This is a genomic window from Pristimantibacillus sp. Z349TD_6, assembly GCF_056173205.1.
In genome coordinates, this window is sequence record NZ_CM149662.1 from 6,665,463 (window position 1) to 6,690,139 (window position 24,677).

At 46.0% G+C, this 24,677-nt stretch carries 20 protein-coding genes; 3 read left to right on the forward strand and 17 right to left on the reverse strand.

Going from position 1 to position 24,677, the window contains the following annotated elements:
- Positions 1–984 precede the first annotated feature (984 nt).
- The 7 genes from AC0VYE_RS28875 to AC0VYE_RS28905 form a co-directional block, all read right to left on the reverse strand.
- Positions 985–2,694, reverse strand: a complete 1,710-nt coding sequence (locus AC0VYE_RS28875; protein WP_475444101.1) for an ABC transporter ATP-binding protein — start codon at positions 2,692–2,694, stop codon at positions 985–987.
- The gene (locus AC0VYE_RS28880) at positions 2,681–4,543 is read right to left on the reverse strand and encodes an ABC transporter ATP-binding protein (protein WP_475444103.1); all 1,863 of its coding nucleotides are present in this window, start codon (positions 4,541–4,543) and stop codon (positions 2,681–2,683) included. Before AC0VYE_RS28880 ends, AC0VYE_RS28875 begins: the two co-directional genes overlap by 14 nt.
- A 224-nt stretch (positions 4,544–4,767) precedes the next feature.
- Positions 4,768–5,781, reverse strand: a complete 1,014-nt coding sequence (locus tag AC0VYE_RS28885; protein WP_475444104.1) for a zinc-binding alcohol dehydrogenase family protein — start codon at positions 5,779–5,781, stop codon at positions 4,768–4,770.
- Positions 5,782–5,795: 14 nt separating this feature from the next.
- Positions 5,796–6,740, reverse strand: coding sequence for an aldo/keto reductase (locus tag AC0VYE_RS28890; protein WP_475444106.1), 945 nt, complete (start codon positions 6,738–6,740; stop codon positions 5,796–5,798).
- Between the two features lie 64 nt (positions 6,741–6,804).
- Positions 6,805–8,307 carry a UxaA family hydrolase gene (locus AC0VYE_RS28895; RefSeq protein WP_475444108.1) on the reverse strand — a complete coding sequence of 501 codons (1,503 nt, stop codon included), beginning with the start codon at positions 8,305–8,307 and terminating at the stop codon, positions 6,805–6,807.
- Complete coding sequence (locus tag AC0VYE_RS28900) at positions 8,300–9,796, reverse strand: tagaturonate reductase (RefSeq protein ID WP_475444110.1); 1,497 nt, start codon at positions 9,794–9,796, stop codon at positions 8,300–8,302. Before AC0VYE_RS28900 ends, AC0VYE_RS28895 begins: the two co-directional genes overlap by 8 nt.
- Positions 9,793–10,623: an amidohydrolase family protein gene (locus tag AC0VYE_RS28905; protein WP_475444112.1), complete on the reverse strand. Its 831-nt coding sequence runs from the start codon at positions 10,621–10,623 to the stop codon at positions 9,793–9,795. Before AC0VYE_RS28905 ends, AC0VYE_RS28900 begins: the two co-directional genes overlap by 4 nt.
- A 177-nt stretch (positions 10,624–10,800) precedes the next feature.
- On the opposite strand from AC0VYE_RS28905, the gene AC0VYE_RS28910 reads away from it, so the two are divergent.
- Positions 10,801–11,280: a GNAT family N-acetyltransferase gene (locus AC0VYE_RS28910; protein ID WP_475444114.1), complete on the forward strand. Its 480-nt coding sequence runs from the start codon at positions 10,801–10,803 to the stop codon at positions 11,278–11,280.
- 9 nt (positions 11,281–11,289) lie between these two features.
- On the forward strand, positions 11,290–12,150 hold the full coding sequence (locus tag AC0VYE_RS28915) for a helix-turn-helix domain-containing protein (RefSeq protein WP_475444116.1): 861 nt from the start codon (positions 11,290–11,292) through the stop codon (positions 12,148–12,150).
- Positions 12,151–12,217: 67 nt separating this feature from the next.
- On the opposite strand, the gene AC0VYE_RS28920 is transcribed toward AC0VYE_RS28915, so the two are convergent.
- The 10 genes from AC0VYE_RS28920 to AC0VYE_RS28965 all read right to left on the reverse strand — a co-directional run bounded on the left by AC0VYE_RS28920 (position 12,218) and on the right by AC0VYE_RS28965 (position 23,510).
- Positions 12,218–13,012 (reverse strand): ABC transporter permease, encoded by a 795-nt coding sequence (locus tag AC0VYE_RS28920; RefSeq protein ID WP_475444118.1) that lies wholly within the window; start codon positions 13,010–13,012, stop codon positions 12,218–12,220.
- Positions 13,009–13,968 carry an ABC transporter ATP-binding protein gene (locus AC0VYE_RS28925; protein ID WP_475444119.1) on the reverse strand — a complete coding sequence of 320 codons (960 nt, stop codon included), beginning with the start codon at positions 13,966–13,968 and terminating at the stop codon, positions 13,009–13,011. The genes AC0VYE_RS28920 and AC0VYE_RS28925 overlap by 4 nt, the downstream gene beginning before the upstream one ends.
- Before the next feature lie 21 nt (positions 13,969–13,989).
- The gene (locus tag AC0VYE_RS28930; RefSeq protein WP_076267207.1) at positions 13,990–15,099 is read right to left on the reverse strand and encodes an ArsR/SmtB family transcription factor; all 1,110 of its coding nucleotides are present in this window, start codon (positions 15,097–15,099) and stop codon (positions 13,990–13,992) included.
- 171 nt (positions 15,100–15,270) lie between these two features.
- Complete coding sequence (locus tag AC0VYE_RS28935) at positions 15,271–16,215, reverse strand: EamA family transporter (RefSeq protein ID WP_475444122.1); 945 nt, start codon at positions 16,213–16,215, stop codon at positions 15,271–15,273.
- 115 nt (positions 16,216–16,330) lie between these two features.
- Positions 16,331–17,149, reverse strand: a complete 819-nt coding sequence (locus tag AC0VYE_RS28940; protein ID WP_475444124.1) for an inositol monophosphatase family protein — start codon at positions 17,147–17,149, stop codon at positions 16,331–16,333.
- Between the two features lie 53 nt (positions 17,150–17,202).
- On the reverse strand, positions 17,203–18,150 hold the full coding sequence (locus AC0VYE_RS28945; RefSeq protein WP_475444126.1) for a ComEC/Rec2 family competence protein: 948 nt from the start codon (positions 18,148–18,150) through the stop codon (positions 17,203–17,205).
- 32 nt (positions 18,151–18,182) lie between these two features.
- Positions 18,183–19,265 (reverse strand): ABC transporter ATP-binding protein, encoded by a 1,083-nt coding sequence (locus AC0VYE_RS28950; RefSeq protein ID WP_475444128.1) that lies wholly within the window; start codon positions 19,263–19,265, stop codon positions 18,183–18,185.
- 12 nt (positions 19,266–19,277) lie between these two features.
- Positions 19,278–20,924, reverse strand: coding sequence for an ABC transporter permease (locus tag AC0VYE_RS28955; protein WP_475444130.1), 1,647 nt, complete (start codon positions 20,922–20,924; stop codon positions 19,278–19,280).
- An 86-nt stretch (positions 20,925–21,010) separates the two neighbouring features.
- The gene (locus tag AC0VYE_RS28960) at positions 21,011–22,126 is read right to left on the reverse strand and encodes an ABC transporter substrate-binding protein (protein WP_441958255.1); all 1,116 of its coding nucleotides are present in this window, start codon (positions 22,124–22,126) and stop codon (positions 21,011–21,013) included.
- A gap of 49 nt (positions 22,127–22,175) precedes the next feature.
- Positions 22,176–23,510: a hypothetical protein gene (locus tag AC0VYE_RS28965; RefSeq protein ID WP_076267212.1), complete on the reverse strand. Its 1,335-nt coding sequence runs from the start codon at positions 23,508–23,510 to the stop codon at positions 22,176–22,178.
- A 349-nt stretch (positions 23,511–23,859) separates the two neighbouring features.
- Here AC0VYE_RS28965 and AC0VYE_RS28970 point away from each other — a divergent pair, with 349 nt between their 5' ends.
- Positions 23,860–24,567 (forward strand): GntR family transcriptional regulator, encoded by a 708-nt coding sequence (locus AC0VYE_RS28970; RefSeq protein ID WP_475444132.1) that lies wholly within the window; start codon positions 23,860–23,862, stop codon positions 24,565–24,567.
- The last annotated feature ends 110 nt before the right edge of the window (positions 24,568–24,677 follow it).

Below are 24,677 nucleotides of genomic sequence, written 5' to 3' on the forward strand. Positions count from 1 at the left end.
TCGTCAAAGTACCTCTAAAGCGTGAACTGATCAGAATTAGAGCTAGAAACTAGCTCTATTCTCACCAAAATCACCATTTCAGCGCAAATAGAGCTAAAAACTAGTCTTATCCAAGCAGCTCATCTCATCAAAGTACCTCTAAAGCGTGAACTAATCAGAAATAGAGCTAGAAACTAGCTCTATTCTCACCAAAATCACCAAGCCAGCGCAAATAGAACTAAAAACTAGTCTTATTTAAGCAACTCATCTCATCAAAGTACCTCTAAAGTGTGAACCGATCAGAAATAGAGCTAGAAACTAGCTCTATTCTCACCAAAATCAACATTTCAGCGCAAATAGAACTAAAAACTAGTCTTATCCAAGCAGCTCATCTCATCAAAGTACCTCTAAAGTGTGAACCGATCAGAAATAGAGCTAGAAACTAGCTCTATTCTCACCAAAATCACCATTTCAGCGCAAATAGTGCTAGAAACTAGTCTTATTCAAGCAGCTCATCTCGTCAAAGTGCCTCTAAAGTGTGAACTGATCAGAAATAGAGCTAGAAACTAGCTCTATTCTCACCAAAATCACCATTTAAGCGCAAATAGAGCTAAAAACTAGTCTTATCGAAGCAGCTCATCTCGCCAAAGTGCCCTTAAAGTGTGAACCGATCAGAAATAGAGCTAGAAACTAGCTCTATTCTCACCAAAATCACTATTTCAGTGCAAATAGAACTAAAAACTAGTCTTATCCATGCTGCTCTGCTCGTCAAAGTACCTCCAAAGCGTGAACCGATCAGAAATAGAGCTAGAAACTAGCTCTATTCTCACCAAAATCACTATTCCAGCGCAAATAGAGCTAGAATCTATTCTTATCCAATTAACTCATCTCGGCAATGAACCTCAAAAGTAAAACAAATTAAAAATAGAGCTGGAATCTAAAACTAGATTCCAGCTCTACCTCCATACAAACAGCCTAACTTGCTTGCTGCTTCATAAATTGCATCTAATGCTGCGCCATGAGCAGCTGTTGATACACCTTGCCTGTGGCGAGCAGCTCTTCATGGGTGCCGGTCTCGGCTAACGATCCTTGATCCATAACAAAGATCACGTCAGCATTCTCGATAGTGGACAACCTATGTGCGATCATAATTGTCGTCAGCCCCTTCCGTCTTGCTTCTAGACCAGCCAGCAGCTGACGCTCTGTCTCTAGATCGAGCGCTGACGTCGCTTCGTCCAGCACCAAAACTTCCGGATCACTGACAATTGCCCGTGCAATTGCAATACGTTGACGCTGTCCGCCGGATAGCTTGATGCCCCTCTCTCCAATATTCGTGTCATAACCGTCAGGCAGCCCCAGAATAAAATCATGAATCTGAGCGATACGGCAAGCTTCCTCCACATCCGCTTCGGTGACCTCGTCTCTGCCTAACATCAGATTTTCACGAATGGTATCAGAGAACATATACGGGTCTTGGAATACAACAGACACCTTACTCGCCCACTGCTCGCGGTTGAAGATTTGGGCGTCCATATCGTTCAGCTTAAAAGTCCCCTTCGGCGCATCAAAGAAACGAACCAATAGCTGAGCAATGGTTGATTTTCCTCCCCCGCTCGTCCCTACAAAAGCAATTTTGCTTCCGATCGGCAGATCAGCCGAAAACCTGCGAATGACCTCCGGCAGCTCTGGCGAATAGCGAAAGCTCGTATCCTTAAAGGACAACTGCTCAATCGGTCCCGCTATACTCTTTTGACCCTTATCTTGCTGTTCCATTTCCAAAATACGCTGAACCCTGTCCACGTTAGCAAGCTGCGACGACATGCCCATAATAAATTGAAATAGATTATAGAAGGAATCCGACATTTGCGTAGAAAACTGAAACAAGATGACGAACGTTCCGATCGACATTTGTTCATGAATAAGCTGCATACCGCAGTAGCCAAGCACAAGAATGCCAATGCCCCATTTCATCGGGTCGCTGTAGCGAATTTGCCGATTCACGAGTTTTCCTTCAGCCATTACCTGCTCAAAGTATTCCGCAAACATTTTATCGTAAAGCTTCATTTCCCACTTCAATCGGTGATAAGCGACCACTTCTCGTGTAGAGGCTACCCCCTCTTCAATTTGTATGAGCAGCGCCGTACGCTTCTCCGCCACTTTCTTGGCTTGCTCCTTCAGCTTTGGGGTGAAGTAAAATCCAATAAGAACGTAAATGGTACAAAGCCCCACAATCATAAGCAGCAAAATAGGGCTGGAAATGCCAATGATCGTCATCAATATGCAAAGGTTTAACGTCTCCTGAATACCGCGCGGAATCTGCCAGCCCATCACGCTTGCCGAGACGAACAGATCCTGTGTGAACGAATACACGTACTTCCCGGTTCGCTCATTCTGAAACCGTTCTACAGGTACACCTTCAAGCCGCTTCAGCATTCGGGAGAGCAAAGAGCGGCTGACTGCAAATTCATTGCGAACGAGACTTCGGCTCGTCATCGTAAACATTAGCGAGTAGACAAGGCCTGCAAGCGCGAAGATGCAGATGACAATCGGCATCAGCTCATACTTGCCTTCTGTAAACACGTCGTCAATTAATATTTTTTGAACATATACAATCGTATAATTGGATACGGACTCCAGTGCGAGATAGAGCAGCACAATGAGATAAGTGCCTTTCAGCATAACGGAGTTCGACCAAAAGATTTTAAGATACTTCATGTGCCACCCTCTCTTCCGCTGCTTCGGATTGCCCGATTTCCAGCTCATACAGCAGCCCTTTGCGTACAATCAGCTCTTCATAGCTTCCTGCCTCCGCGACGCGGCCCTCGTGAATGACAACAATTTTGTCAAAATGCTTCACCGTTGACAGCCTATGTGCAATCGCAATCGTCGTACGGTTAACCAGTACTTCATCAAGCGCACGCTGCACTTCATATTCACTTACATTATCTAGAGACGAGGTCGCCTCATCGAGCAAAATAATAGCTGGCTGCTTTACAAACATCCGCGCAATCGATACTCGCTGCTTCTGTCCGCCAGACAGCTTCATGCCTCGCTCGCCAACGAGCGTATCGTAGCCTTCGGGCAGCTGCATAATGAAATCATGCGCATAAGCAGCTTTGGCGGCTGCAATCACTTCTTCATCGCTTGCTTCTGGTTTGCCGAATCGAATATTCTCTTTGACAGAAGACCCGAACAGATAGGTTTCTTGAAATACATAACCGATCGACTCTCTCAAACGCTCTAGCGTCATTTGCTGTATAGGTACACCATCAAGCTTAATCATGCCAGCAGTCGGATCGTAAAAACGCCCAATCATTTTAAACATCGTAGTCTTGCCGTTGCCGCTTGCCCCTACAAAGGCGACCTTCTCTCCTGGCTTGATGGTGAGCGAGAAGCCGTTAATAACAGGAGGCTGCTCCGGATACTGAAAGTAAACATCCTCGAACGTAAGTCCGCCGCGCACCTCATCTAGAGCGATGGGATCGGCCGGATCATCAATCTCAATTTCTTTGTGCATGAATCTATATAGCGGAATCGTTTGGTGGATGATGAGCTTCTGTTCCGTAAGCTGGGTGACGAGCAGCGTAAGGCGGAACATCGTCGTCATGTATAAGAGGGTGAAGGCGATAAAACCGCCTAACGTAATCCAATTATTTTGGAGAGAGTAGTAGCCCGTAATAAATAATGCAATGGCGCCCAAATAAAATGTAAACCGCCGAAAGCTGCCTCGCCCGAAGCTATACGTAGCAGCAAGCAAGTAAACATGCGACCACTCTTTATGTTTCCCGAGCGTCCGTCCATGGTACCAGGGCTGCGAGCCAAACGCTCGAAATTCGCGCAAGCCGGATATGCTTTCGTAAACCGATTGATTATAGGCAATTCGTGATTGACCGGATTCTCTCCCGTAAAGGGAAGCTTTCCGTTCAAAATAGGGCCCAAACAAATAATAAAGCCCGAATGTTGGCAGCATGATGAGGCATAACCAGCCGCTAATGCTGAGCAGCAAACAAATAGCTACCGCTATAAAAAGCAAGTTTTCGATGACGCTCGGAAGGACATTGCGGTATATTTTCTGAACCGAAGCTACCTCGGAGTTGAACATCGACAGCGTCTCGCCCGCAGGGTGCCGCTCGTAATGAGCAAAGCCGAGCTTGCGCAAATGCTTGAAAATCGCCGTTTGCATATCGCGAGAGGCAAGCTCTCCTATCGTCCGCTGCAATAGATTACGATAATTTTTGGCGATAAGCATGAGCAAATTAATAGCTACAAGAGCTCCCAAAATCATCATAAAAAGCGAGGTATCCTTGTTGACTACGACATGATCGATAACATATTGGATCATCTTTGGCGTTAATGTTTCCCCGAGCACCGCCATCGTGCCGCAGGCCGCAAGTGCTGCGATTTGCTTCTTATAAGGCGTCAAAAACTTTAGCGCCCAAATGTAGGAGCTTTTTGATTCATTCAGCTCAGCCTTCTGTTTTCCTTTGTCCGCTTGCTTGCGAGCCTGTTCGCTCATCTGCTGCGATGGCCTATCGGCTTCCGCAGCTTTTTCTGTTTTTAGCATCGTTGTTCCCTCCTCATTTCTGTTTGTTAAACCCCTTTAAACAACCTATTTTTTGGCAGTTGGCTACCTATCATAATTCTGGGTACACATTTTGTCAACGCAAAAAATGATTATAATCATTCATTACCAAGCAGCATCACCACTGCACATAAACACGTAAAAAGCCCGGCTCAAGGCACCAGCGCCTGTTGACCGGACTTTCTATAATAGTTGCGATATCTTGGCTATAATTCCACAATCGCTTTAATAACCTTTGATTCTGGCTTCAGCCAGCTATCGAAGTGGTTGATCATTTCAGCAAACGGCACACGATGCGTAATGAAACTAGCCACATCAATGCTGCCGCTTCGCACAGCTTCTTGAACTGCTGAGAAGTCCTCAATAGTCGCATTTCGGCTTCCCATTAACGTCATCTCCCGCTTGTGAAACTCAGGATCGTTGAAGGAGAGCTCCGCTTTGACGAGGCCAACATATACAAGCTTGCCTCCGTGTGCGACAAAACTAAATGCATCGCTCATCGATCTTGCGCTGCCGGTAGCATCGAATACAACGGTTGGAAAATCTCCATCTGTTAATTCTGAAATTTTCGCCGCAGCGTCTTCCAAAGCATTAACCGTCTCATCCACCTTCGCCCATTGCTTGCAAAAGGCTAGGCGATCCTCCTGAATATCCATTGCGATCACCCGCGCACCGCGATGTTTGGCAAAAGCCATAACACCAAGCCCAATCGGCCCAGAGCCTATAACGAGCACCGTTTCGCCAGCTCGAAGCTCCGCGCGGCGAACGGCATGTGCGCCAATGCTCAGCGGCTCAAGTACGGCTGATTGATCAAGCGTCAGGTCGTTCGTCACGAGCAAATGTGTGGTCGGTACGACAACTAGCTCGCGCATGCCGCCATCAATATGCACGCCTAGCACCTTCATGTCGGTGCAGCAATTTGTTTTGCCATGCCGGCATGCGATGCAATGGCCGCAGTGCAAATAGGGGATGATGCTAACCTGATCGCCCGTTTTGATCTTGCCTTCCTGATCATCCACCTGCTCAACGATGCCAGCCAGCTCATGACCCAGCACGCGCGGATAAGAGAAGAAAGGTTGATTTCCTTTATAGGCATGCAGGTCGGTTCCGCAAATTCCTATTCTCCGAATACGGACGACTGCAGTCCCCGGCTGCAGGACAGGCTCCTCTTGCTCAACCAGCCTAAGCTGATCGACTTGTTCACATACGATTGCTCTCATCCTGCACCTCTCCCTTAAGCGTCGATTCTCGTATTATATTCTTCTCTTCCACTTCTCCAGCTAAGGTTATGAATCGGCTCCAATATAGCAAGAACCTCTCGCAGCAGCTGTACATTAATCGGCTCGTCCGTCCATTCTATATTTTTACGGATATTAGCCGGATTAGCTGTACTCACCAGTGTGGTTGGGATTCGTTCATTCGCCGTGGCGAATTGTACAGCCAGCTTGGCGATATCCTCGCCCTTAGCAGCACAATACTCGGCGGCTTTCGCACATAAAGCACGTATCTGTTCACCAGCAGGATGCCAGCTCGCAACTGCGCGATTGCCAAGCAAGCCCATCGAAAGCGGCGATGCACTAACAAGCCCAACCTGCTTTTGCTCCAGAAGCGGCAATAGCTCCAGCAAAGAGGTATCATTTAAAGAATAATGGCAATAGGAAAGTACGGCATCGAGCTCGGTATACGCCAGCGATTTCTCAAATACAGCAAGCGGAAGCCCAGATACACCCGAGTATCGGATTTTCCCCTGTTGTTTCAGCTTATCGAGTGCTAAGAACGCACCCTCTGCAACTTGCTCGAAGGGAACAAATTCAATATCATGCAAAAACAATATATCGATATAATCCGTCTGCAGCCTAGTGAGGCTTTCATCCACGCTGCGGATGATACGCTGCTCCGAGAAGTCGAACTCGTCCGCACCATACCTTCCAGCCTTCGTTGTCAGAATAAACCGATCTCTCGCAATCTCAGTTATCGCCTTGCCAAGCACCGTCTCCGCTTTCGTTAAGCCATAATACGGCGAAACGTCGATCAGATTAATGCCCATATCCACCGCAGTATGCACGGTACGAATGCTTTCTGCTTCGTCCGTCTCTCGAAATACAGAACCTAGCGAGGATGCGCCAAAGCTGAGAGCTGACACCTCGAGTCCTGTCTTGCCAAGTTTACGATATTTCATTTATATCCACTCCGATTTTGAGAATCAATCTGTTATTGCCGTCTATCACCGTTCGCCGCGGCATTTACAAAATAACGCCGTCTTTAAAAATCGCGATTTCCTTAAACCCGTTCCGCTCATTGTGTGTTTGCACTTCGCCTGAAGCCAAGCTGATTAATTGCTCCCACAGCTCATCGGTCAGCATCTCCATGCTTTTGTTCTCAAGCAGCTCACCTGCGTTAAAGTCGATCCAGTTTTTCTTGCGGGCAGCAAGCTCACTATTCGTCGCAATCTTCACCGTTGGAACCGGCCCGCCAAACGGCGTTCCCCGTCCTGTCGTGAACAGCACGATATGCGCTCCTCCGGCTGATAGCGCCGTAACCGATACCAGATCATTGCCAGGCGCTTCTAATAAATTGAGACCGCTGCTCGTAATGCGCTCCCCATAAGGCACAACATCCCTTACTATAGCGTGTCCGCCCTTTTGAATGCAGCCGAGTGATTTTTCCTCTAACGTACTGATGCCCCCTGCCTTATTTCCAGGCGATGGATTCTCATAAATTTCTTGATCATGCTTTATAAAATATTGCTTGAAATCGTTTATTAAATGAACAATTTTGTGAAAAACCTGCTCATTTGCTGCGCGACTCATCAATATCGTCTCTGCGCCAAACATCTCAGGCACCTCGGTCAATATAGCTGTGCCGCCCGCTTCGATCAAACGATCCGATACCGCCCCTACGAGCGGATTCGCCGTTATGCCGGACAAACCATCCGAGCCGCCGCATTTCAGGCCAAGCTTCAGCTTCGATACGGAAACCGGCTCGCGCTTGAATCGTTCTGCATAACTTACGAGCTCTTCTACCAATCCCAGCGCGTCCTCGATCTCATCCTCTGCCTCTTGCGACTTGAGAAACTTTACTCGTTCCGCGCTATGTTCGCCAATTGCCCGCTTAAACGCATCAATCTGATTGTTCTCACAGCCTAAGCCGATAACGAGTACGCCCGCTGCGTTCGGATGGTTTACGAGTGAGGCAAGCAGCTTCTGTGTATGCACAAGATCATCGCCAAGCTGCGAGCAGCCGAACGGATGTGCAAAATGGTACACCCCATCCACACGTCCTTCATAAAGCGCATGTGCTTTTCTTGCTACAATCTCACAGGTTTTATTAATGCAGCCGACCGTGTTAATAATCCAAATTTCGTTTCGTATACCGACATCGCCATTCTCGCGAATAAAGCCTCGAAAGGTACGATCAGCATCACGCAATACTGCTTTCACTTCTGCTGGCGACGGAGTCTGCTCATACGAATAATCGAGAAATCCTTTTAAGCCCGTCCCCATGTTATGGGTATGAATCCAGCTGCCTGGCTCAATATCTTCCTTCGCAACTCCAATCGAGTAACCAAACTTGAGCACATGCTCCCCTTTGCGAGCAGCTCGCGTCAGCACTTTATGACCCTTCGGCACCTCATCTTGCAGCTCAAGAACTAGTCCCGATTCAAGCGTCAGCTTATCCCCTTTTGCAAATGACTGCAGCGCAATAACGACATGATCATCCTCATGCAATCGAATCCAGCTATTCATTCGCTACTCGCTCCATTTCCTCTATGCTCGTGCTTACCGCAGCTGCTAGTTCTGGCCATAGTGCCGCCAAATCACATCCCCACACGTTTTCCAAATGCAGCAGTCTAGATATGGTCTGCTCCAGCGGCCATTTCTGCTCTTTCGCTTCCGACCATACAGACGCAATGATGGCAAGCAAGCCAGCATCATCCCGCACCACGTACGACAATCCGCTTAACGTTTTCCCTTCGTAACCCGTCTCACCAAGCATTACTTTGTAATACCGCAGCAAACCAGCAAAACCTTGTATAAGCCCAGTTGGCAGCATATTACCACCTTCCGCATAATGAAGCAGGGATGGAAGCAGACGCACTTTAAATTTACTTAAGCTGTTCATCGCAATATCCGCAAGTCGATGACGAATGAACGGATTAAGGAAACGTTCATAAACATCCTGTGCATAGGCGTGCAGCTCCTCTTCAGAAATGGCAAGTGACGGAATAATTTCTGTCTCTACTGTTGCTCTCACCAGAGGACCAAGCACTGTATCCTCCATCGCTTCCCGCACCTGCTCCATATCATGCAGCAAGCCAAGCGGCGTCATTAACGTGTGTGCACCATTCAAAATTCGTACCTTCCTCAGCTGGAACGGCTTCAAATCCTCGACATAATGTACATTCAGACCCGCCTTGCGCAGTGGGAGCAGCTCATCAAGCTCTTGTCCTGTCTCAATCGCCCATAAATGATACGGCTCTGCTGTGCTCAGCATGGAATCGGAGTAGCCCCATTCACCAAACCAAGCTTCGGCCTGCGCTGCATCGGGATAACCTGTAACAATGCGATCGACTAATGAGTTCAGAAAACGGTTATGCTGAGTAACCCAATGTTTGAATTCTTCGGAATATCCCCAATCATCGCTATAGCGCAAAATACAGCTGCGAAGCTCATCGCCATTACGTTCCAGCAGCTCGCAAGGCAAGCATACTAAGCCGCGCTTCGGATCGCCTTTAAAATAATTAAACCTGCGGTAAAGCAGCTGTGTCAGCTTGCCGGGAAACGACTGAATCGGTTGTCCCTCGATGAGCTCCTCCGGTCGATAAACAAGTCCCGCTTCCGTCGTGTTGGATACGACAACCTGCAAGTCTGGGCTTTCGGCCAAAACGAGATATTCATCCCAATTGGAATACGGATCAAATACTTTGTTAAACACAGACACAATCTCTGTACGCTCCACGCTAGTACCATTCTCCAAACCGCGAACAACAAGCGTATATAGACCGTCCTGTTCTGCCAGCGCATCAATCTTTGGTTTGCCTCCGGGACGCGGCTGTGTCACCGCAATGCTTCCCTCGTATAAGCCTTGATTCTTGCAAGCTTGAATCATCCAGTCAAAAAAGCCGCGCAAAAAATTGCCTTCGCCAATTTGCAGTACCGTAATCTTAGCTTGCTTCATTTCCATATATCGCTGTTTCTGATCTTCATTTAATTGCTGCTCGTTTAAAGTATTCATATTCGATAAAACTCCTTTGCGTTTCGTCCAAACAACCGCTCTCGCTCTAATTCCGTCCATGTCTGCGGCAGCGCCTGCTCCAGCACGGACACAACCTCGTCGTAGCTTGCCGCAAGCAAACTGACCGGCCAATCACTGCCAAACATGACCCGCTTGTAACCAAATGCTTCGAGCGCATGCTCGATGTAGGGAAAGAAATCAGCTGGTTGCCAGTTATCATGATCCGCTTCTGTGACCATTCCCGAGAGCTTGCAAAATAGATTAGGATGAGCGGCCATTTGGCTAATCTGGCTTTTCCAAGGCTCAAGCTCCCCAGCTTTTATTCTAGGCTTCGCGATATGGTCAATGACCGCATGAAGGCCTGGCACTTTATCCAGCAGTTCAACTAGAGGAGTAAGCTGATGCGACACAACTAACAAATCTATCGGTATTCCTTTGTCTGCAAAATATGTGAACGCTTCCAAATAGCTTGGTGCCAAAATCGCATTCGCATCGGGCATCTCTTGAATCATGACACGGAAGCCTACACATTTCGGATGCTGCGCAAAACGCTCGTAATGATTGCGATAATCCGGATCGGCAAGATCCAGCCATGCGACAACGCCTAATATCGTATCGGATGACTCGCTTAATGTCAGCAAATAATCCGTTTCTGCAAGCGTCGCTGCCGCCTGCACAACAATCGTACCGTCCAGCTTATGTTTATTTAGATGAGGCTCCAAATGATGCGGCAAAAAATCGCGGTAAAGCACCGGAATGTCTGGTGTGATCCAGCCGTAATCCCCTCGTTCAATCTTCCAATAATGTTGATGCGAATCTATTCTCATCTCATCAGCCTCTTTTCTAACAAAGTAGCTTCCTCTTCATTATAAAAAACAATATTGATAGCTGAAATAATCAATTCATGCATATTTGTACTCTTTTTTGATATTTGTTACAATCAGGCTGATGCTAGGAGGACTAGCGCTTTTTGAAACTTAAAATAGAATGAAAAAGGTGATCGGATGATCCGTCTGTTTAAATTTGAAGATGTAGATTACATCATTAACTCCCACTACAATCTTTACAATAAGGAGTTCCAATACGATCTTTCTTTCCGAGCGTTTATTGCTGATCGTGTACATGGTTTTATCGAGAGGTCAGATCCTAATGAGAACATTTGGATTTTGGAAAGCGAAGGAAAGCAGCGTGGTTCGATTAGTATTCATAAAGTAAATGAGGATACCGCTCAGCTCGGTTTGTTTCTCATTGAGCCTGACGTAAGAGGAGCTGGTTATGGGCAGCAGCTGGTACAAACGGCGATTGATTTCTGTAAGGGGTTAGCTTTCAAAACCATCATCCTCTGGACCAACAGTGAGCTCGTAACAGCAAGACGAATCTATGCTAAAAATGGATTTGTTTTAAAGGAAAGTCATACTGAAATGTTGTCTAATAAACAACTTATCGAAGAGAAGTGGGCGTTATCTATTCATACAGGAGAGTGAGGGAAAGCTATGAATCCCTATCGTAAAAGGTTTGATGCCCATACACCGTTTCCGTTTGAATGCGTATATCGAGACACCAAGAGCGCGCAAAACGAATTGCCTGATCATATACACGATTGGTATGAACTCGTTTATATTTATAGCGGCAAAGGTACGTTCTTTATCGATCAGACGTTTTATGATGCTGTTCCTGGCGACATCTTCCTCATTCCCGGAAACACGATCCATCGCTCCTTTCCAGATTCGAATGACCCGAAAACATCAACTGCGCTTTTCTTTAATGCTTCACTCGTGCACAGTCCGCCACTTGGCGATCCTTTCTCCTATTTGCGCTGCTTCGAGCAAGCCAAGCGCCATAAGGCGTACAAGCTGTCGAAGGCATCTGCTGAAGAGAAACAACAATTAGTCGATTTAATCGATCGGATACATTTGGAGGAAATGGACAAGCTGCCAGGCAATCGCCTAGCTATCCTTCTTCATCTCCAGCAAATATTGCTGTTCCTCGGGCGCATCCTCGCTCCCTCTGAAGAAGGCCAAACGGTTTCCTCATCCGCTCCAAGCTGGATGACCGCTGTATTAACCTATATCGATGAGCATCCGAGCAGCCCTCTTGGGTTGTCACAGCTTGCCAAACGCGCATCGGTTACGCCCGCTCATTTTTCGCGTGTTTTCAAAAAACTAACCAGCATGAACGTTACGGAATATGTCACGACCAAACGAATCATCCGCGCGAAAGAGCTTTTGATGGAGAGCGATGCCAATATTGCCGAAATAGCCGAGCAATGCGGCTTTGAAAGCCTTCCGCATTTTCACCGTATGTTCAAGAAGCTAACAGGCATGACACCCTCGCATTATAAGAGGAATGAATAATGGATGAAGTAAAAAGGCTTCCTCCGCAAGGTTTTCACAACCTGTGCAGGGCAGCCTTTTCTACATATTAAACTCGCCAGCTGACCAGTCGATTAACGATGACCAGTGTCATAGCTGTGTAGAGTAGCATCATGAGGCAATCCAGCATGACCCCTTGTGTCCAGCCATGAAGCAAAACTACGCGCATGGCGTCCGCTGCATAAGTTGTAGGGAAAATATATGAGACGACCTGCAGCGCTTTAGGCAGCTGATTGAGCTCTACCATGACAGGTGATAGGAAGGTTACAACCATCATAAGCAGCTGAGCTAGCATGCTGGTCAACTGCTGATTCGGCGACCAGAAGCCGATGCATACGCCAAGTCCTACCACACTCGTCAGCGACAGCAGCATAACGACTGGCAAACCCCATGATAGATGAAGGTCTACGCCATAAACAAAATAACCAATGACACCCAGCAATACGAAGGACGGAATCGTGCTCATAAGCCCGCGCAGCAAATTAGCGGCTACGAAGTTTATTTTCCGGATTGGAAGCGACGCATAAAATGTAAAATGTCCTTGATGCTTTTGCATCGATATTTCTTGCCCCATACTGTTTAAGCCCATAATAATGACGCTAAATATCATATTCCCCGCAATGATTTGAACCATCATCTCCGGGGCAGGGTCAGCGATAAAGAAACGCATAAATAAAATCGTCGTGAGCGGAAACATCGTTGCCAGCAGCACAACGATTACCCAGCTGTCACGTATAAGCGCGAATTGAATGCGGAATAAAATTTCCAGCTCCGTCCATAATCGCTTCGGTCCAGATAGTTGTATGGACTGCATGTGCCGCAAGCCAAGTGGTGTTCCATTCATGATGCGGATACCTCCTTCATCGCCAAATCATCAATATGGAAATAAACATCCTCTAAGCTTGGAGGCACTACGGCATATTCCAAAATCGGCAGCTCTGTATGGTCGATAATATACTCTAGCACTCTGCCGGCAACATTCTTCTCAACTAGCAGCAGCAAACGATTCTCTCCGCTCTCCTGCACGATCCCGTAATGATGAAGGGCAGCAGCCGCTTCGGCACGACGCCCATTCTCTGTCGTAAGCTCAAATTTCAAGCGCTGATCAACCTTCTGCTTTAACGTTGCTACATGATCAATCGCCAGCAGCCTGCCATGATTGATGACAGCCGCTCTGTCTACAACCTGCTCAGCCTCCAGCACATTATGCGTGACCAAAATAATCGTCGCGCCTTCGCGGTTGCGCTCCTGGATTAAATTCCAAACGAGCCGCCTTTTTTTCGGATCAAGCTCATTGGTAGGTTCATCAAAGATAAGCACAGGTGAACGGCCAATTAACGCTGTGCCAATACCAATCAATCGTTTCTGTCCCCCGGACAACTGCTTCAGCAGCTTGTTTCTTACATCCGCCATATCAAATTGCTCCAATAATTCCTTCGCCTGCTTTTCTGCCTCTGATGCTGGCATCCCTCTTAGCCTGCCCGTAAAAGAAAGAGCCTCATGCACTTTCAGCGCTGACAGCACATGCGGCTCCTGCGCGTAATAAGCCACCATGCCGGATACGTGACGAGTATTCTTCATCACATCCTCGTCGCAAAACAAAACCTGCCCTTTGGTAGGTTTCAATTGACCGACCATTTGTTTAATGAGCGTCGACTTGCCCGCCCCATTCGGGCCGAGCACGCCGAGTATCTCTCCTTCACGAATCGTAAGCGAGATATCATCATTGGCTGTGACCATCGTTTTGCCTTTCTTATATATCTGACTAACTCCCTTTAGCTCGTATACATACTCACCCAATCTCATTCACTCCCTTATGGATTACGGCAGCAGCTTGCGCCTTGTTTGCTCCCAGTAATAAGCGATTTTTTCTTTGTCGAGCTCATAATAGATGCGATTATCTACCCGAATCAGCTGAATGAGATTAAGATCAAACAACATATTCGTATGATAGCTTATAGCAGCAGGCGTTAAGCCCATTTCCTGAGCAAGCTCATTGCCATAGTAATTTTTATGGCGAAGCAGCTCAATCAATTCCAGCCTTCGCCTATCGGCAATAACCTTCAAGAAACGCTCAATCGTCTCTTGATCCTCGTTACGCCATGCAAAAGCGTCATTGTTGATTCCAATCACCACCAAATGGGAATGTCCTTCCCGGTCATCGCGATGAATGCCAACACGTACCTGCGAAAAATAACTAACATGAACGGCTGTCTCTTTATCGACCAGATCAACATCCATCTTCGTAATATCACGGATCGCGCGCTCTGGCTGTTCATCAAATAAGGCACGATATTTCACAGCTCCAGCTTCACCAAGCTCCTTCAAGCGATCTCGCATAGGCATATAGGCGTAACGATGAAACTGCTCCATTATAAACAGAGTCCGCTGTTTGTATTCCTCAGAAAATCGAATATGTTCCAGCAGTGCCGCATGCTCCGCTTGATCAGGCAGCTCACATCCCGCAACGAGCTCGTAAAGCAAGCCCGCATCCTTTGAGATGTCTCCCCAGTCTCTCCCCTTCGTCCATTCCATGTTCTCGTCATTATATTTCGCAGCTGTCAGATGGAAGACGAGCTCGCTTGCAGGCTTGCCACGGTAAAACGCCAGAAAATCTTCAGAACTATTCAGCTTGTCTCGTTCCTCTACAAACAGCACAACCATGACATAGTCAAGTCGCTCTTTAAACATGTTGTCACCAAACAAGGCAGCTATCTCTGCTTTCACATAATTGCTCATGCTCGCATTCGCAGTCTCTGCCATACGAATCATTTCGTCATCCAGTATAAAATGAATCTCGCGCGCAAAAGCCTTCATATGCTCGAATTGCGCAACAAACTTCATCGTGACTAAAAATTCAATAGGCTCATGATAAGAAAAATGCAATCTTTTGGCTGCTATTTCCCAGTCTAAAATAATTAACGCCTCCATACTTCGTTAAGTCTTCGTTTAATGTTATTTGAATAATACATAAAAGTCATTTAACATTGGTTAAACATTAATTTAAATGAACCAACCTAAATTGTCAATATCATCCACAAAAAAAGCTCTGCACAGGCTTAACTTCTTAGCCCATGCAAAGCTTCTTCTATCCATTATTTCTTACGATCCGAATAATCGCATCAGCAAGATACCCGCGAAGGCAAGTGAAATGCCGGTAATCTCTATCTTCGTGAACTTCTCTTTCACAACGAATCGTGTATAGAGCAGCACAATCAGAACGTTTAGAGCCGTGACAGCTGATACTAGCCCCGCTTTGCCAAGATCAAATGCGGTTACAATAAGCATCATGCCAACTGCGTTAGTTGTGCCGACGGCCAAACCAATAAGAAACGTTTTTTTGCCGCTCCAAGCCGGTGGCTTAGCGGTTAAACTAACGCTGGACGAATGCTGTGACACACGCACTTCACCCCGGGCAGCGACCGCACCCTGCAGCGACAACGCTCTTCTAGCTCTCTCCGCTTGCAAATCTCGCAGCCACCATATACCAAAACACGATGCGCCCGTCACAAACATAAAAAACATGGTAGGAAACAAATCTGCTTCCATAATTGTTGACCATTTGCCTGACAAATCATTTGCTGCAAACAACAGCATGGCCAGCAGCCCCCACTGTGCTCCTTGCAAATTGCGCAGCGAGATGTCATTCGACAGCCGAACGAGAAGCACTCCGCCAACAATCACAACAAATGCAATGAATTGCATCGCATGGAGTTTTTCTCCCCAAAGTCCAAACGCAACGATCACAACAACGACTGAAGGCAATGCCGTTAGTATCGCTACAAGTGAAGCCTTGCCGACTGCAAAACCCTTGAACATGCTGGCATTCGCACCGAATGAAAACAAGCCCATTTGAATGCCTATCAACGCCGCGAGCGTCCAGTTCGATGAGAACACTAACGCGCAAATACCATTTACGAGCGCTCCCATAGTAAACGCACCGCATAGCAACAAGTTACGGTTAAGCGGCTTCTGACTCGTCCAATGGTACAGAATGCCTCGCAAGCCAAAACATAAGGCTGCAAACACTGAATAAGTAAGCCACATGATTGCAATAGAACCCCTTTCTTAAATCAAACCTATATGAAAGATAAACAAAAAGGAAGCGGTTGTCTACACCGCTTCCCTTATTTAAACGAAAGTAATAGGCTAAATTCCTCTCTCACTTCAAAACAGCTAACAAAGAATGGTGAATGTACGAATTGGAGGCAACTAGCGTATCATCGCTCAATTTAAACTCATTTCCGGCACGGTTTGATATCTTCCCGCCCGCTTCTTGAATAATAATCAAGCCAGCGGCGACGTCCCAAGGATAAAGCCCATCATGCCAAAATCCAGTCAATCTCCCCGATGCCACTAAACATAAATCAAGGCTAGCGGAGCCAATAATACGCACATCTCTAGCTGCACCCGTTATTTTTGCTATTTGCTCCACTACGATTGAATTGGCTTTCCATTCCTTGGCTGGGAATCCCGTGCCGAGCAGAGCTTGACCTAACTCTTGCTCCTGACCGACTTGAATCGGAATGCCGTTCAGAAACGCACCGCCATGTTTCCGGCCGAAATATAGCTCATCCGTTACCGGATTATAAACGACTCCACCTATCGGTATTCCATCCTTTATGATGCCAACCGAAATCGCAAAATGGGCCATTTTATGAATAAAGTTTGTTGTTCCGTCAATGGGGTCAATAATCCACCCGTATCCTGAAGGCGGCTGCAGCATTAAATGATGAGAGTCTTCCCTGCAGCCATCGGTTTCTTCCGATAAAATCCAGTGGCTCGGATAATCATTCAAAATTCGATTGCGAAGCAGCTCTTCGCTTTGCATATCTACTATCGTGACAAGGTCGGATTGATTTTTCTTTTCATGAATTTGAAGAGGCTGCTTCATGAGCTCCAAAATCAATGCCCCTGCTTCTTTCACATAACGAACCGCATCCCGCATTATCGTATCTTCCATTTCTAGCTGTTCGTTCATTACTACACTACTCCTATCACAACTAGATTAATAATAAGTTTATGAATCCATAGTTAAAATCCGATCTCAACCTTTAAACTCCCATTTTCGATTTCAAGCTTCTCACTGGATACTAGACTGCCCGTCAAATAGAACGTTGCGTCTGTATTGCAACGAAGCTCCTCCCATTCATTCTGAAAAGCCGAGGAACGTATGACGCTAATGGGTATAATGCAATGCTTCGGTTGTATCCAAGATAATATGCGGGCATTAAAACCATCCTGCAGCCCATGATGAGAGACCTTTAAGATTGTGCTTCTAATGTCTATTCGCTGTGCTAAACGCTCCCATCCCGGCTCCAATAAATCACCGCCAAAAAGAACATTCGAATCCGGCTCCTCCATGCAGCTAAGCCGATAAACAGAACTATCATGATTGGATAGCTCAAAAAATTTGGCGGTATTCTCAAGAATATAATCATCCTCGTAGCATGCTGAGTTCGTGCCCGCTTCAAATAAAACATCATAAGCCGGTAGAGGATCGCCATGCCATGGGTACAAATGAGTGAAGACAACGCCTTCCTCTGACCAAACGATACAGTCCTCGCTAGATCCATAGGCGCTCCGCCATATCATTTCAGTTCCTTGTTCGCCTAATACGTGAACCAGCTCCAAATAAGAGGCCAGCATAGCGAATACTCTTTTTGTAAAATCGTCCCCTCGTTCTTGAACCAGCTGCTCTGGCGGAAGGATGAACGGTTCATAGGGGAGAATAGCTTTGGTTACTGATTTGACTCGGGCGATGTCCAAAAGCCCATTAATATGATCCTCGTGGATATGCGTTAAAATCATCCAGTCCAATTGTTCAACTTTGTTACGGTTCATCCAAGATAAGGGATGGTCCTGAACAGGCGAGGATACACCGTCTCCCCCATCAATTAAACAAACTTTTCCTGAAGGGAGCTCGATGAGGTGAGCATCTCCCCAGCCTACATTCAGAAACTGAACTTTAGCGCTCATCATATCTCAACACCTTTATGGTTAGTTTCGTTGTTTCACCTTTCCATAGGCAGCAGATGAATTTTTTGCTTATCTACAGACAAATGTACGGTGCCCTGCAGATACCCGCGCACACTTGGGCTCGAATCATCCACAATCCACTGCAGCGGCGAGCCATCGATCCAATAACGAATCATCCGTCCTTGAAAGCTGCTTCTTTGAATGCTCCCGCTCCAAACGTTCTCTTCTCCATTTGTCGCTTCGCCTATTGAAATGCATTCCGGTCGAATGACCAAGGTTACTCTGTCGCCGGACCGAAACGGATATTCGCCACGATGCACCTTTAGCACAGAGACACCGCATTTTATGATCAAATCGTCTCCTTCAATCGCTGCTACTTCACCCTCTATGAAATTAGCTGTCCCTACAAAATCAGCTACAAACTTATTATTTGGTTTAAAATAAATGTCCCAAGGCGTCCCGACTTGCTCGATACGCCCTTTGTTGAACACAGCAATCCGATCAGAGATGGCCAAAGCCTCATCCTGATCATGTGTCACGAAGATAGCTGTAATTCCGAGGCGCTGCTGCAGCTCTCTAAGCTCATTTCTTACTTCAACTCTCATTTTGGCATCCAGGTTGCTAAGCGGTTCATCCATCAATAATATCTTCTGTCCCATAATAAGTGCTCTTGCAAAGGCAACTCGCTGCTGCTGTCCGCCGCTAAGCGCTCTAGGAAGACGATCCTGCATCCCTTGAAGTCCAAACATATTCAGCATCGCATCCACTTTCTCCCTCGCTTCTTGCCGAGGAAGCTTCATAAGCTTTAAGCCATATGCAATATTTTCATAGACGGACATATGAGGGAAGAGAGCATATTCCTGAAAGACTAGCGGCGTATTGCGCTTGAATGCCGGAAGCCCGTTCGCTTTTTTGCCTTGAATATATATGTCACCGGCATCCGGTTCATAAAATCCTGCAATCAGCCGCATCAGCGTCGTTTTACCGCAGCCGCTTGGCCCGAGCAGCGTAGTAAAGCTGCCCGCCGGAATATCGAGGGAAACGTGACTGATCGCCTCGAAGTCTCCAAATCTTTTCGACATATTCGTAATTTGAATCATCTGTTCCTCTGTCTTCATGTTATCCTCCACTTAAAGTTCTATCGATCTGCCTTGTTTCTTTAGAAACAGCTGAGCGGCTGCCAGTACAATAAAAGCAATAGAGATGAGTACGATAGTAAAGGCTGATGCGCTTCCCCATTCCCCATTTTGCACAAGCCCGAGAATCGACACTGTACCTACGGAAGTTTTTGCTGAGTAAATAAAAATGATGACGCTGAGGCAAGTGACGGACCGCAGGAAAGATACGACAATGCCTGAGATAAATGCTCCTCTCAATAACGGCAGAAGCACCTTCCTGAAGGTCGTTATGTTACTTGCCCCCAAATTAAGCGATGCCTCCTCCAGCGCTCCGCTGATCTGCTGCAGTCCAGCAAGACACGCACTATAGCAGGTTGGCAAATTCCATACCATGAGTGCTAGAACCATGATAAGAGAAGTTCCTGCAAGATGAAGCGGCTGTCCATTAAAGGCCATTGCAAAGCCCAGCCCTAGAAATACGCCCGGAACAGCCCCTGGCAATATAGCTAAGAAATCAAGCAACCGATTAATACCTACTCGTTTTCTTTGCACGATAAAAGCGAGCGGCAAAGCCAGAATGCCTGAAGCCAGCGACGCAATCGCCGCAAACTTGATACTGTTAACCATCTCACGGCCCTTTGCAGCAACATAAGTCAAATTCTCGAGAGTGAACGACCAATCATACCCCCAAGTTTTAGTAAAAGCGCCGTATACCAAAACGCCATATACCGCAAGGATTAAGACCGTAACGAACATGCAGAAGCCAAACAATGTCCATTTCACAGCAGGAGGCAGAGGGAAATGCTCAAGCGATGTTTCTTTGCCTGTGACAGTAACGTATGATTTTTTGCCAACCCAGACTCTATTCCATACAAATAAACCAAGTGCAGGAAGCAGAATAGCTGTTGACAGCACAGAAGCCGATTTCAAATCAAACATACCTGACATCTGCATATAAGCCTCTGTCGGCAGTACATTAAAGTTTCCGCCTATAACGATGGGGTTGCCAAAGTCAGCTAAAACACTCATCGCCGCAATTAGCACTCCGCCCGCAATACCCGGTCTGCAAAGAGGCAGCAGTATGTTCTTAAATACTTGCCAATGCGTTGCTCCAAGATTGTAAGCCGCATACTCCAAATTCGTTGAGGTTGACTTCATAACGCCATATATGACGGCATAAGCGTATGGAAAAAAAGTAATGGTCTGAACCAGCCATAAGCCGTGCCAGCCATAGATATCAAAATTTACATGCAGCACATATTTCGTAATCATCCCTTGTCTGCCAAAGAGCAGGATATACGATAACGCCACAATAAACGGCGGTGAAACGATAGGCAGGATCGTTATAAATCGGAACAGTCCCTTAAATGGAACGTTCAATCTTGTCATCGTATAGGCAAATATGAATGCGACGACCATACATGAGATGCTGGAAATCACCATCATGAACAAGCTGTTCAATGCCGCATGATACCATCTGGGATATGTAAATAACTTCAAATAATCCCCTAGTTGAGAGAAGCTGATTACTTTAAGGATTGGCCATACAACAAAATAACTTGTAATAAGCATGATCACAATAATAGCTGCCGCTAAAACAGGATCATTTTTTAACCTTTTCAATTCCGCCCAGGTGTCTTTGACAGTAGTTGAAAACAAAACCTTTCACACCTTTCGGTTAAACGTGTATACACTCCGCTTGCTAACGCATGGCCGCAGGCGGAGTGCATTCGTTTATCTGTTAATTATTTCTTGTCGATCATTTCCGTAAATTTCGCTACAACGTCTGCTTTCATTTCGGAAGCCTTGGTTCTGTCATAATCAACAAGCTTCACATCTTCAATCTTGATCATGCCTTCTGGAGCGGCTACATCTTTTCTTACAGAGTAGCGGTTGGAAAGCTGAGTATTCATTTCTCCAACTGGCTTCGTTAACAGCCAATCTACAAATATCTTCGCATTTTCTAGATCCGCTCCGCCTTTTACGATACTTACACCGCCAATTTCAAATGCGGTTTGCTCTGGAACGATAACTTTGATCGGGTAACCTGACTTGGCGGATTTGACGATATCATGCGCCCAAGACATACCGGCAATGAATTCGCCTGTTGCTGTAAGGTTGATTCCGTCTCCAGCAGCTTTTGTATAGTGATGGACGTTTTTATTAAGCTTAGAGAGATAATCCCAGCCTTGCTCTTCACCCAAGCGGAATAATTGATCTGCAACAAAGATGTAGCCGCCGCCCGCTGTCGCAGGGTTCGATGTTACAAATTGACCTTTATAAGCAGGATCAAGCAAGTCGTCCCACGTAGCCGGTTCTTTAATCCCTTTCGGCTCCAGCTCTTTTTTGAATCTTTCCGTATTTAGAACAATACCTAGAACACCCATATACCATCCCTGCCAGAAGCCTTTCGGATCGTTGAAGCGCTCTTCAATTTCTTTGGCATTTGGAGAAGTGTAGGCCTCAAGCAGCCCTTGATCAGCAAGTGTCTGATGAAATTCAACCGAGCCTCCCACAAAAATATCTGCTTGCGGCGCATCCTTCTCCGCTTGAATTCGCGTGCTGGTCTCTCCAGCATTTCCTACACGCAGATAGTCCAGCTCAATCCCTGTATCCTCTTTGAATTTCTTCTGAATTTGGACGATGTCATCCTCATTCAGCGCTGCATATACAACCAATTTCTTCGATGCTGGTGCTGGTTTTTCCGTTTCCACTACCGGTGCATTCGTTGGTGCATTGGTTGCTTTATTTGCAGATTCTTGATTATTTTTGTTTGCACCGCATCCCGATAAAAGGCTTGTTGCCATAAAGGCTGCCAGTACTGCCGTACCCCATAATTTTGCTGTTGGTTTCTTAAACATTTCCATCCTCCTATTTTTTATAGGGCTATGCCCATTCTCTATCCTTCAATTACTTCGCTGACACAATCGCTGATATGATGGCTTGTCCATTACTTGTTACAGCATTGTTCCATGTCACCGTATTTCCAGGAGCAACGACTGCTGATACATATCCCATGTCATCGTCACCAGAGGTTCCATCTGAATCATAAGCATGGATTTCTACATTCGTATTGGATGGTTTGGCAACATAAACGGTGTTGTAGCTCTCCGAGAAGTTAGGTCCAAATTCCGCATCATTTGCGCCAAAAGCGATGTTGAAATTTTGGAATTTCGGTGCATCATTTTTTTTCCAGAACCTAGCGTCCGTCTGACCTTGGCCATTTACGTAAGCTTTAATAAAGATATCGCTTTTTCCTCCAAAGGGATCACGATCCTCTAGACTCTGCATATTAAGTAAGGTAATCTTATGAGAATAATACGGATTAGAGACATACGTATGCGAGAATTGACCAAGACCATTCAGATGCACGTCTACTTGATGAGCCGGATCTGACCAGTTCATCCCCTGAAGGGCAGGGCCATCGTCACTATCATCCCAGCCCCAAGGCGCTTTTGCTGAGTTGGACGTATGATTATCGCCTGCAAATGTACCGAATGAGGAAAAAATGTTAGGATCGGTTCTTTTACTCCAAAGATCGCCCCATTCCATTAAATCGTAGCCGTATTGGTTAGTGTAGCTTCCGGAAGTATTGGTTGGAAACTCGGCTGTACCCGTATAATTGTAAACAATCCCGTCTCCGCCTGGAGCGCTTGATCCGTCATAGGCTTTGACGCCATGTCCTCCGCTAGGGCTTTGGCCATTCGCCTGGCTGAATACTTTAGGATGGCTTCCATTGAATAGAACCCCGCCATCGACATCGTCTGAGCCTGAAGTAATGTTAGGATCATTCGTATAGTCATACCACTGATTATGGCCCATAGTCTCCATTAGCTGAAAAGATCCATATGTAGATCCATCTTTTCTGATGACTAAGAACAAACCTTCGAGGTCATTCTCATGCGCATCAAGAGGTCTCGTATAAGCATCGTCCCTAGCGTGGAAGAGATCGTACTCGATGAAATAATGAGTGAGCGTTTCTGATACCTTATAGTAGACATAAGCATTTTGATTAAAGTTGTTAAGATTTTCCCAATTATTACGCGCAATAAAGTCGCCATCATAATTGAAATTAGTTATAAAATCGGCTCTAACGTCTAGATCAGCATTCACATCTTGATAAATCTGAGGCGCCCAGTGAGCGGCTAATTCCGAATGACTTGCTGCATGCGTTACAGCAGCTCCGCTGAAGAAAGGAATGACCAATGCACATGCAGTCACAAGACTTAAAATGGTTTTCTTCATATACGAACTTCCCCTCCGGTAAATGAAATGAATTTCAATTGAAGATCGGTATAAGCTTACGAGCTAAAAATTCTGCAGCCCAGAGCAGCAGCACAGAATCATTGCAGCCTCATTCGAGAACCCCTCCATTCTTCGTTTCATGCAAGCTCATGCTGTCTGACATCTCAAATTATAGGGAAAATATCTTTGCAGTGTCAATCCATCCAATGTTAAATAATTGTATAGATGATTAGTGCCATATAAGCTGTATAGTTGATCAAAAAAACAAAAATATGCTACAATTATGTTGTCAGACAGCATAGATCTGAAGAAAGTTATAATCAACTTATCGAGAGAGGAAAAGCGCAATTTGGAGAAGAAACTGCTTTACCTCAAAGTCAAAGAGGAAATTGAAAGAAGCATTAACGAGGGCGAACTGCAGCCCGGGGATAGACTTCCTTCCGAGCCTGAACTAGCAAAGAAATATGAAGTGAGTCGTCCTACTCTTCGGGAAGCGCTCAAGATGCTTCAGCGGGAAAGGATTCTTATAAGCAAGAACGGGGTCGGCACTTACGTTAACAACCGCTCTGATTTTATAATCAATCCACTCAGTAAGCTTCAAAGTGTGGGGCAAATGATTAAAAACGGGGGCTATACCGAAAGCGAGTTAGACATCAAGATTTATTCGCGTGAGCCGGAGGATGATTGGAAAAAACAACTGCAAATTGATGAACCCGTTGTCGTATTGGAGCGGTCTAGAACTGCGAATGGGAACAAGGTAGCTTTTTATTATAATATTTTCCCGCAAAGCTTGGTCACAGGGCATATCGATGGGGAATTTACGGGGGCTATCTTTGATTTTTTGAAAAACAAGATGGGGATTAACATTGCTTATGCCATTACTGAAATCTGCGCGTTAAACAGCTCCAAGCTGCTCGACCAGAATGCTATCGATGTACTCGGCAATGAAATTATTTTATTAAAGCAGCTCCACTATGACGATAACGATAAACCTGTTTTTTACTCCCTTGATTATTTGAAAAATAGTGTATTTAAACTATTTATTAAACGCGAATAAACAAACCTTCGAACAGTCGAGAATCTGAACTCTCATAATCCCCCCGTGTTCCCTTGACTGAAATAGGGTATCTATCTTAGTCAAGGGCGTTATTCGAACGGGTAAGAAGC

Excerpts from the sequence above, each read along its gene's own strand:
- AC0VYE_RS28900 (WP_475444110.1), bottom strand. The coding sequence starts at position 9,796 with ATGAATACTTTAAACGAGCAGCAATTAAATGAAGATCAGAAACAGCGA.
- AC0VYE_RS28875 (WP_475444101.1), bottom strand. The coding sequence starts at position 2,694 with ATGAAGTATCTTAAAATCTTTTGGTCGAACTCCGTTATGCTGAAAGGC.
- AC0VYE_RS28950 (WP_475444128.1), bottom strand. The coding sequence starts at position 19,265 with ATGAAGACAGAGGAACAGATGATTCAAATTACGAATATGTCGAAAAGA.
- AC0VYE_RS28960 (WP_441958255.1), bottom strand. The coding sequence starts at position 22,126 with ATGTTTAAGAAACCAACAGCAAAATTATGGGGTACGGCAGTACTGGCA.
- AC0VYE_RS28885 (WP_475444104.1), bottom strand. The coding sequence starts at position 5,781 with ATGAGAGCAATCGTATGTGAACAAGTCGATCAGCTTAGGCTGGTTGAG.
- AC0VYE_RS28930 (WP_076267207.1), bottom strand. The coding sequence starts at position 15,099 with ATGGAGGCGTTAATTATTTTAGACTGGGAAATAGCAGCCAAAAGATTG.
- AC0VYE_RS28940 (WP_475444124.1), bottom strand. The coding sequence starts at position 17,149 with ATGAACGAACAGCTAGAAATGGAAGATACGATAATGCGGGATGCGGTT.
- AC0VYE_RS28920 (WP_475444118.1), bottom strand. The coding sequence starts at position 13,012 with ATGAATGGAACACCACTTGGCTTGCGGCACATGCAGTCCATACAACTA.
- AC0VYE_RS28935 (WP_475444122.1), bottom strand. The coding sequence starts at position 16,215 with ATGTGGCTTACTTATTCAGTGTTTGCAGCCTTATGTTTTGGCTTGCGA.
- AC0VYE_RS28965 (WP_076267212.1), bottom strand. The coding sequence starts at position 23,510 with ATGAAGAAAACCATTTTAAGTCTTGTGACTGCATGTGCATTGGTCATT.
- AC0VYE_RS28895 (WP_475444108.1), bottom strand. The coding sequence starts at position 8,307 with ATGAATAGCTGGATTCGATTGCATGAGGATGATCATGTCGTTATTGCG.
- AC0VYE_RS28880 (WP_475444103.1), bottom strand. The coding sequence starts at position 4,543 with ATGCTAAAAACAGAAAAAGCTGCGGAAGCCGATAGGCCATCGCAGCAG.
- AC0VYE_RS28915 (WP_475444116.1), top strand. The coding sequence starts at position 11,290 with ATGAATCCCTATCGTAAAAGGTTTGATGCCCATACACCGTTTCCGTTT.
- AC0VYE_RS28905 (WP_475444112.1), bottom strand. The coding sequence starts at position 10,623 with ATGAGAATAGATTCGCATCAACATTATTGGAAGATTGAACGAGGGGAT.
- AC0VYE_RS28945 (WP_475444126.1), bottom strand. The coding sequence starts at position 18,150 with ATGATGAGCGCTAAAGTTCAGTTTCTGAATGTAGGCTGGGGAGATGCT.
- AC0VYE_RS28910 (WP_475444114.1), top strand. The coding sequence starts at position 10,801 with ATGATCCGTCTGTTTAAATTTGAAGATGTAGATTACATCATTAACTCC.
- AC0VYE_RS28890 (WP_475444106.1), bottom strand. The coding sequence starts at position 6,740 with ATGAAATATCGTAAACTTGGCAAGACAGGACTCGAGGTGTCAGCTCTC.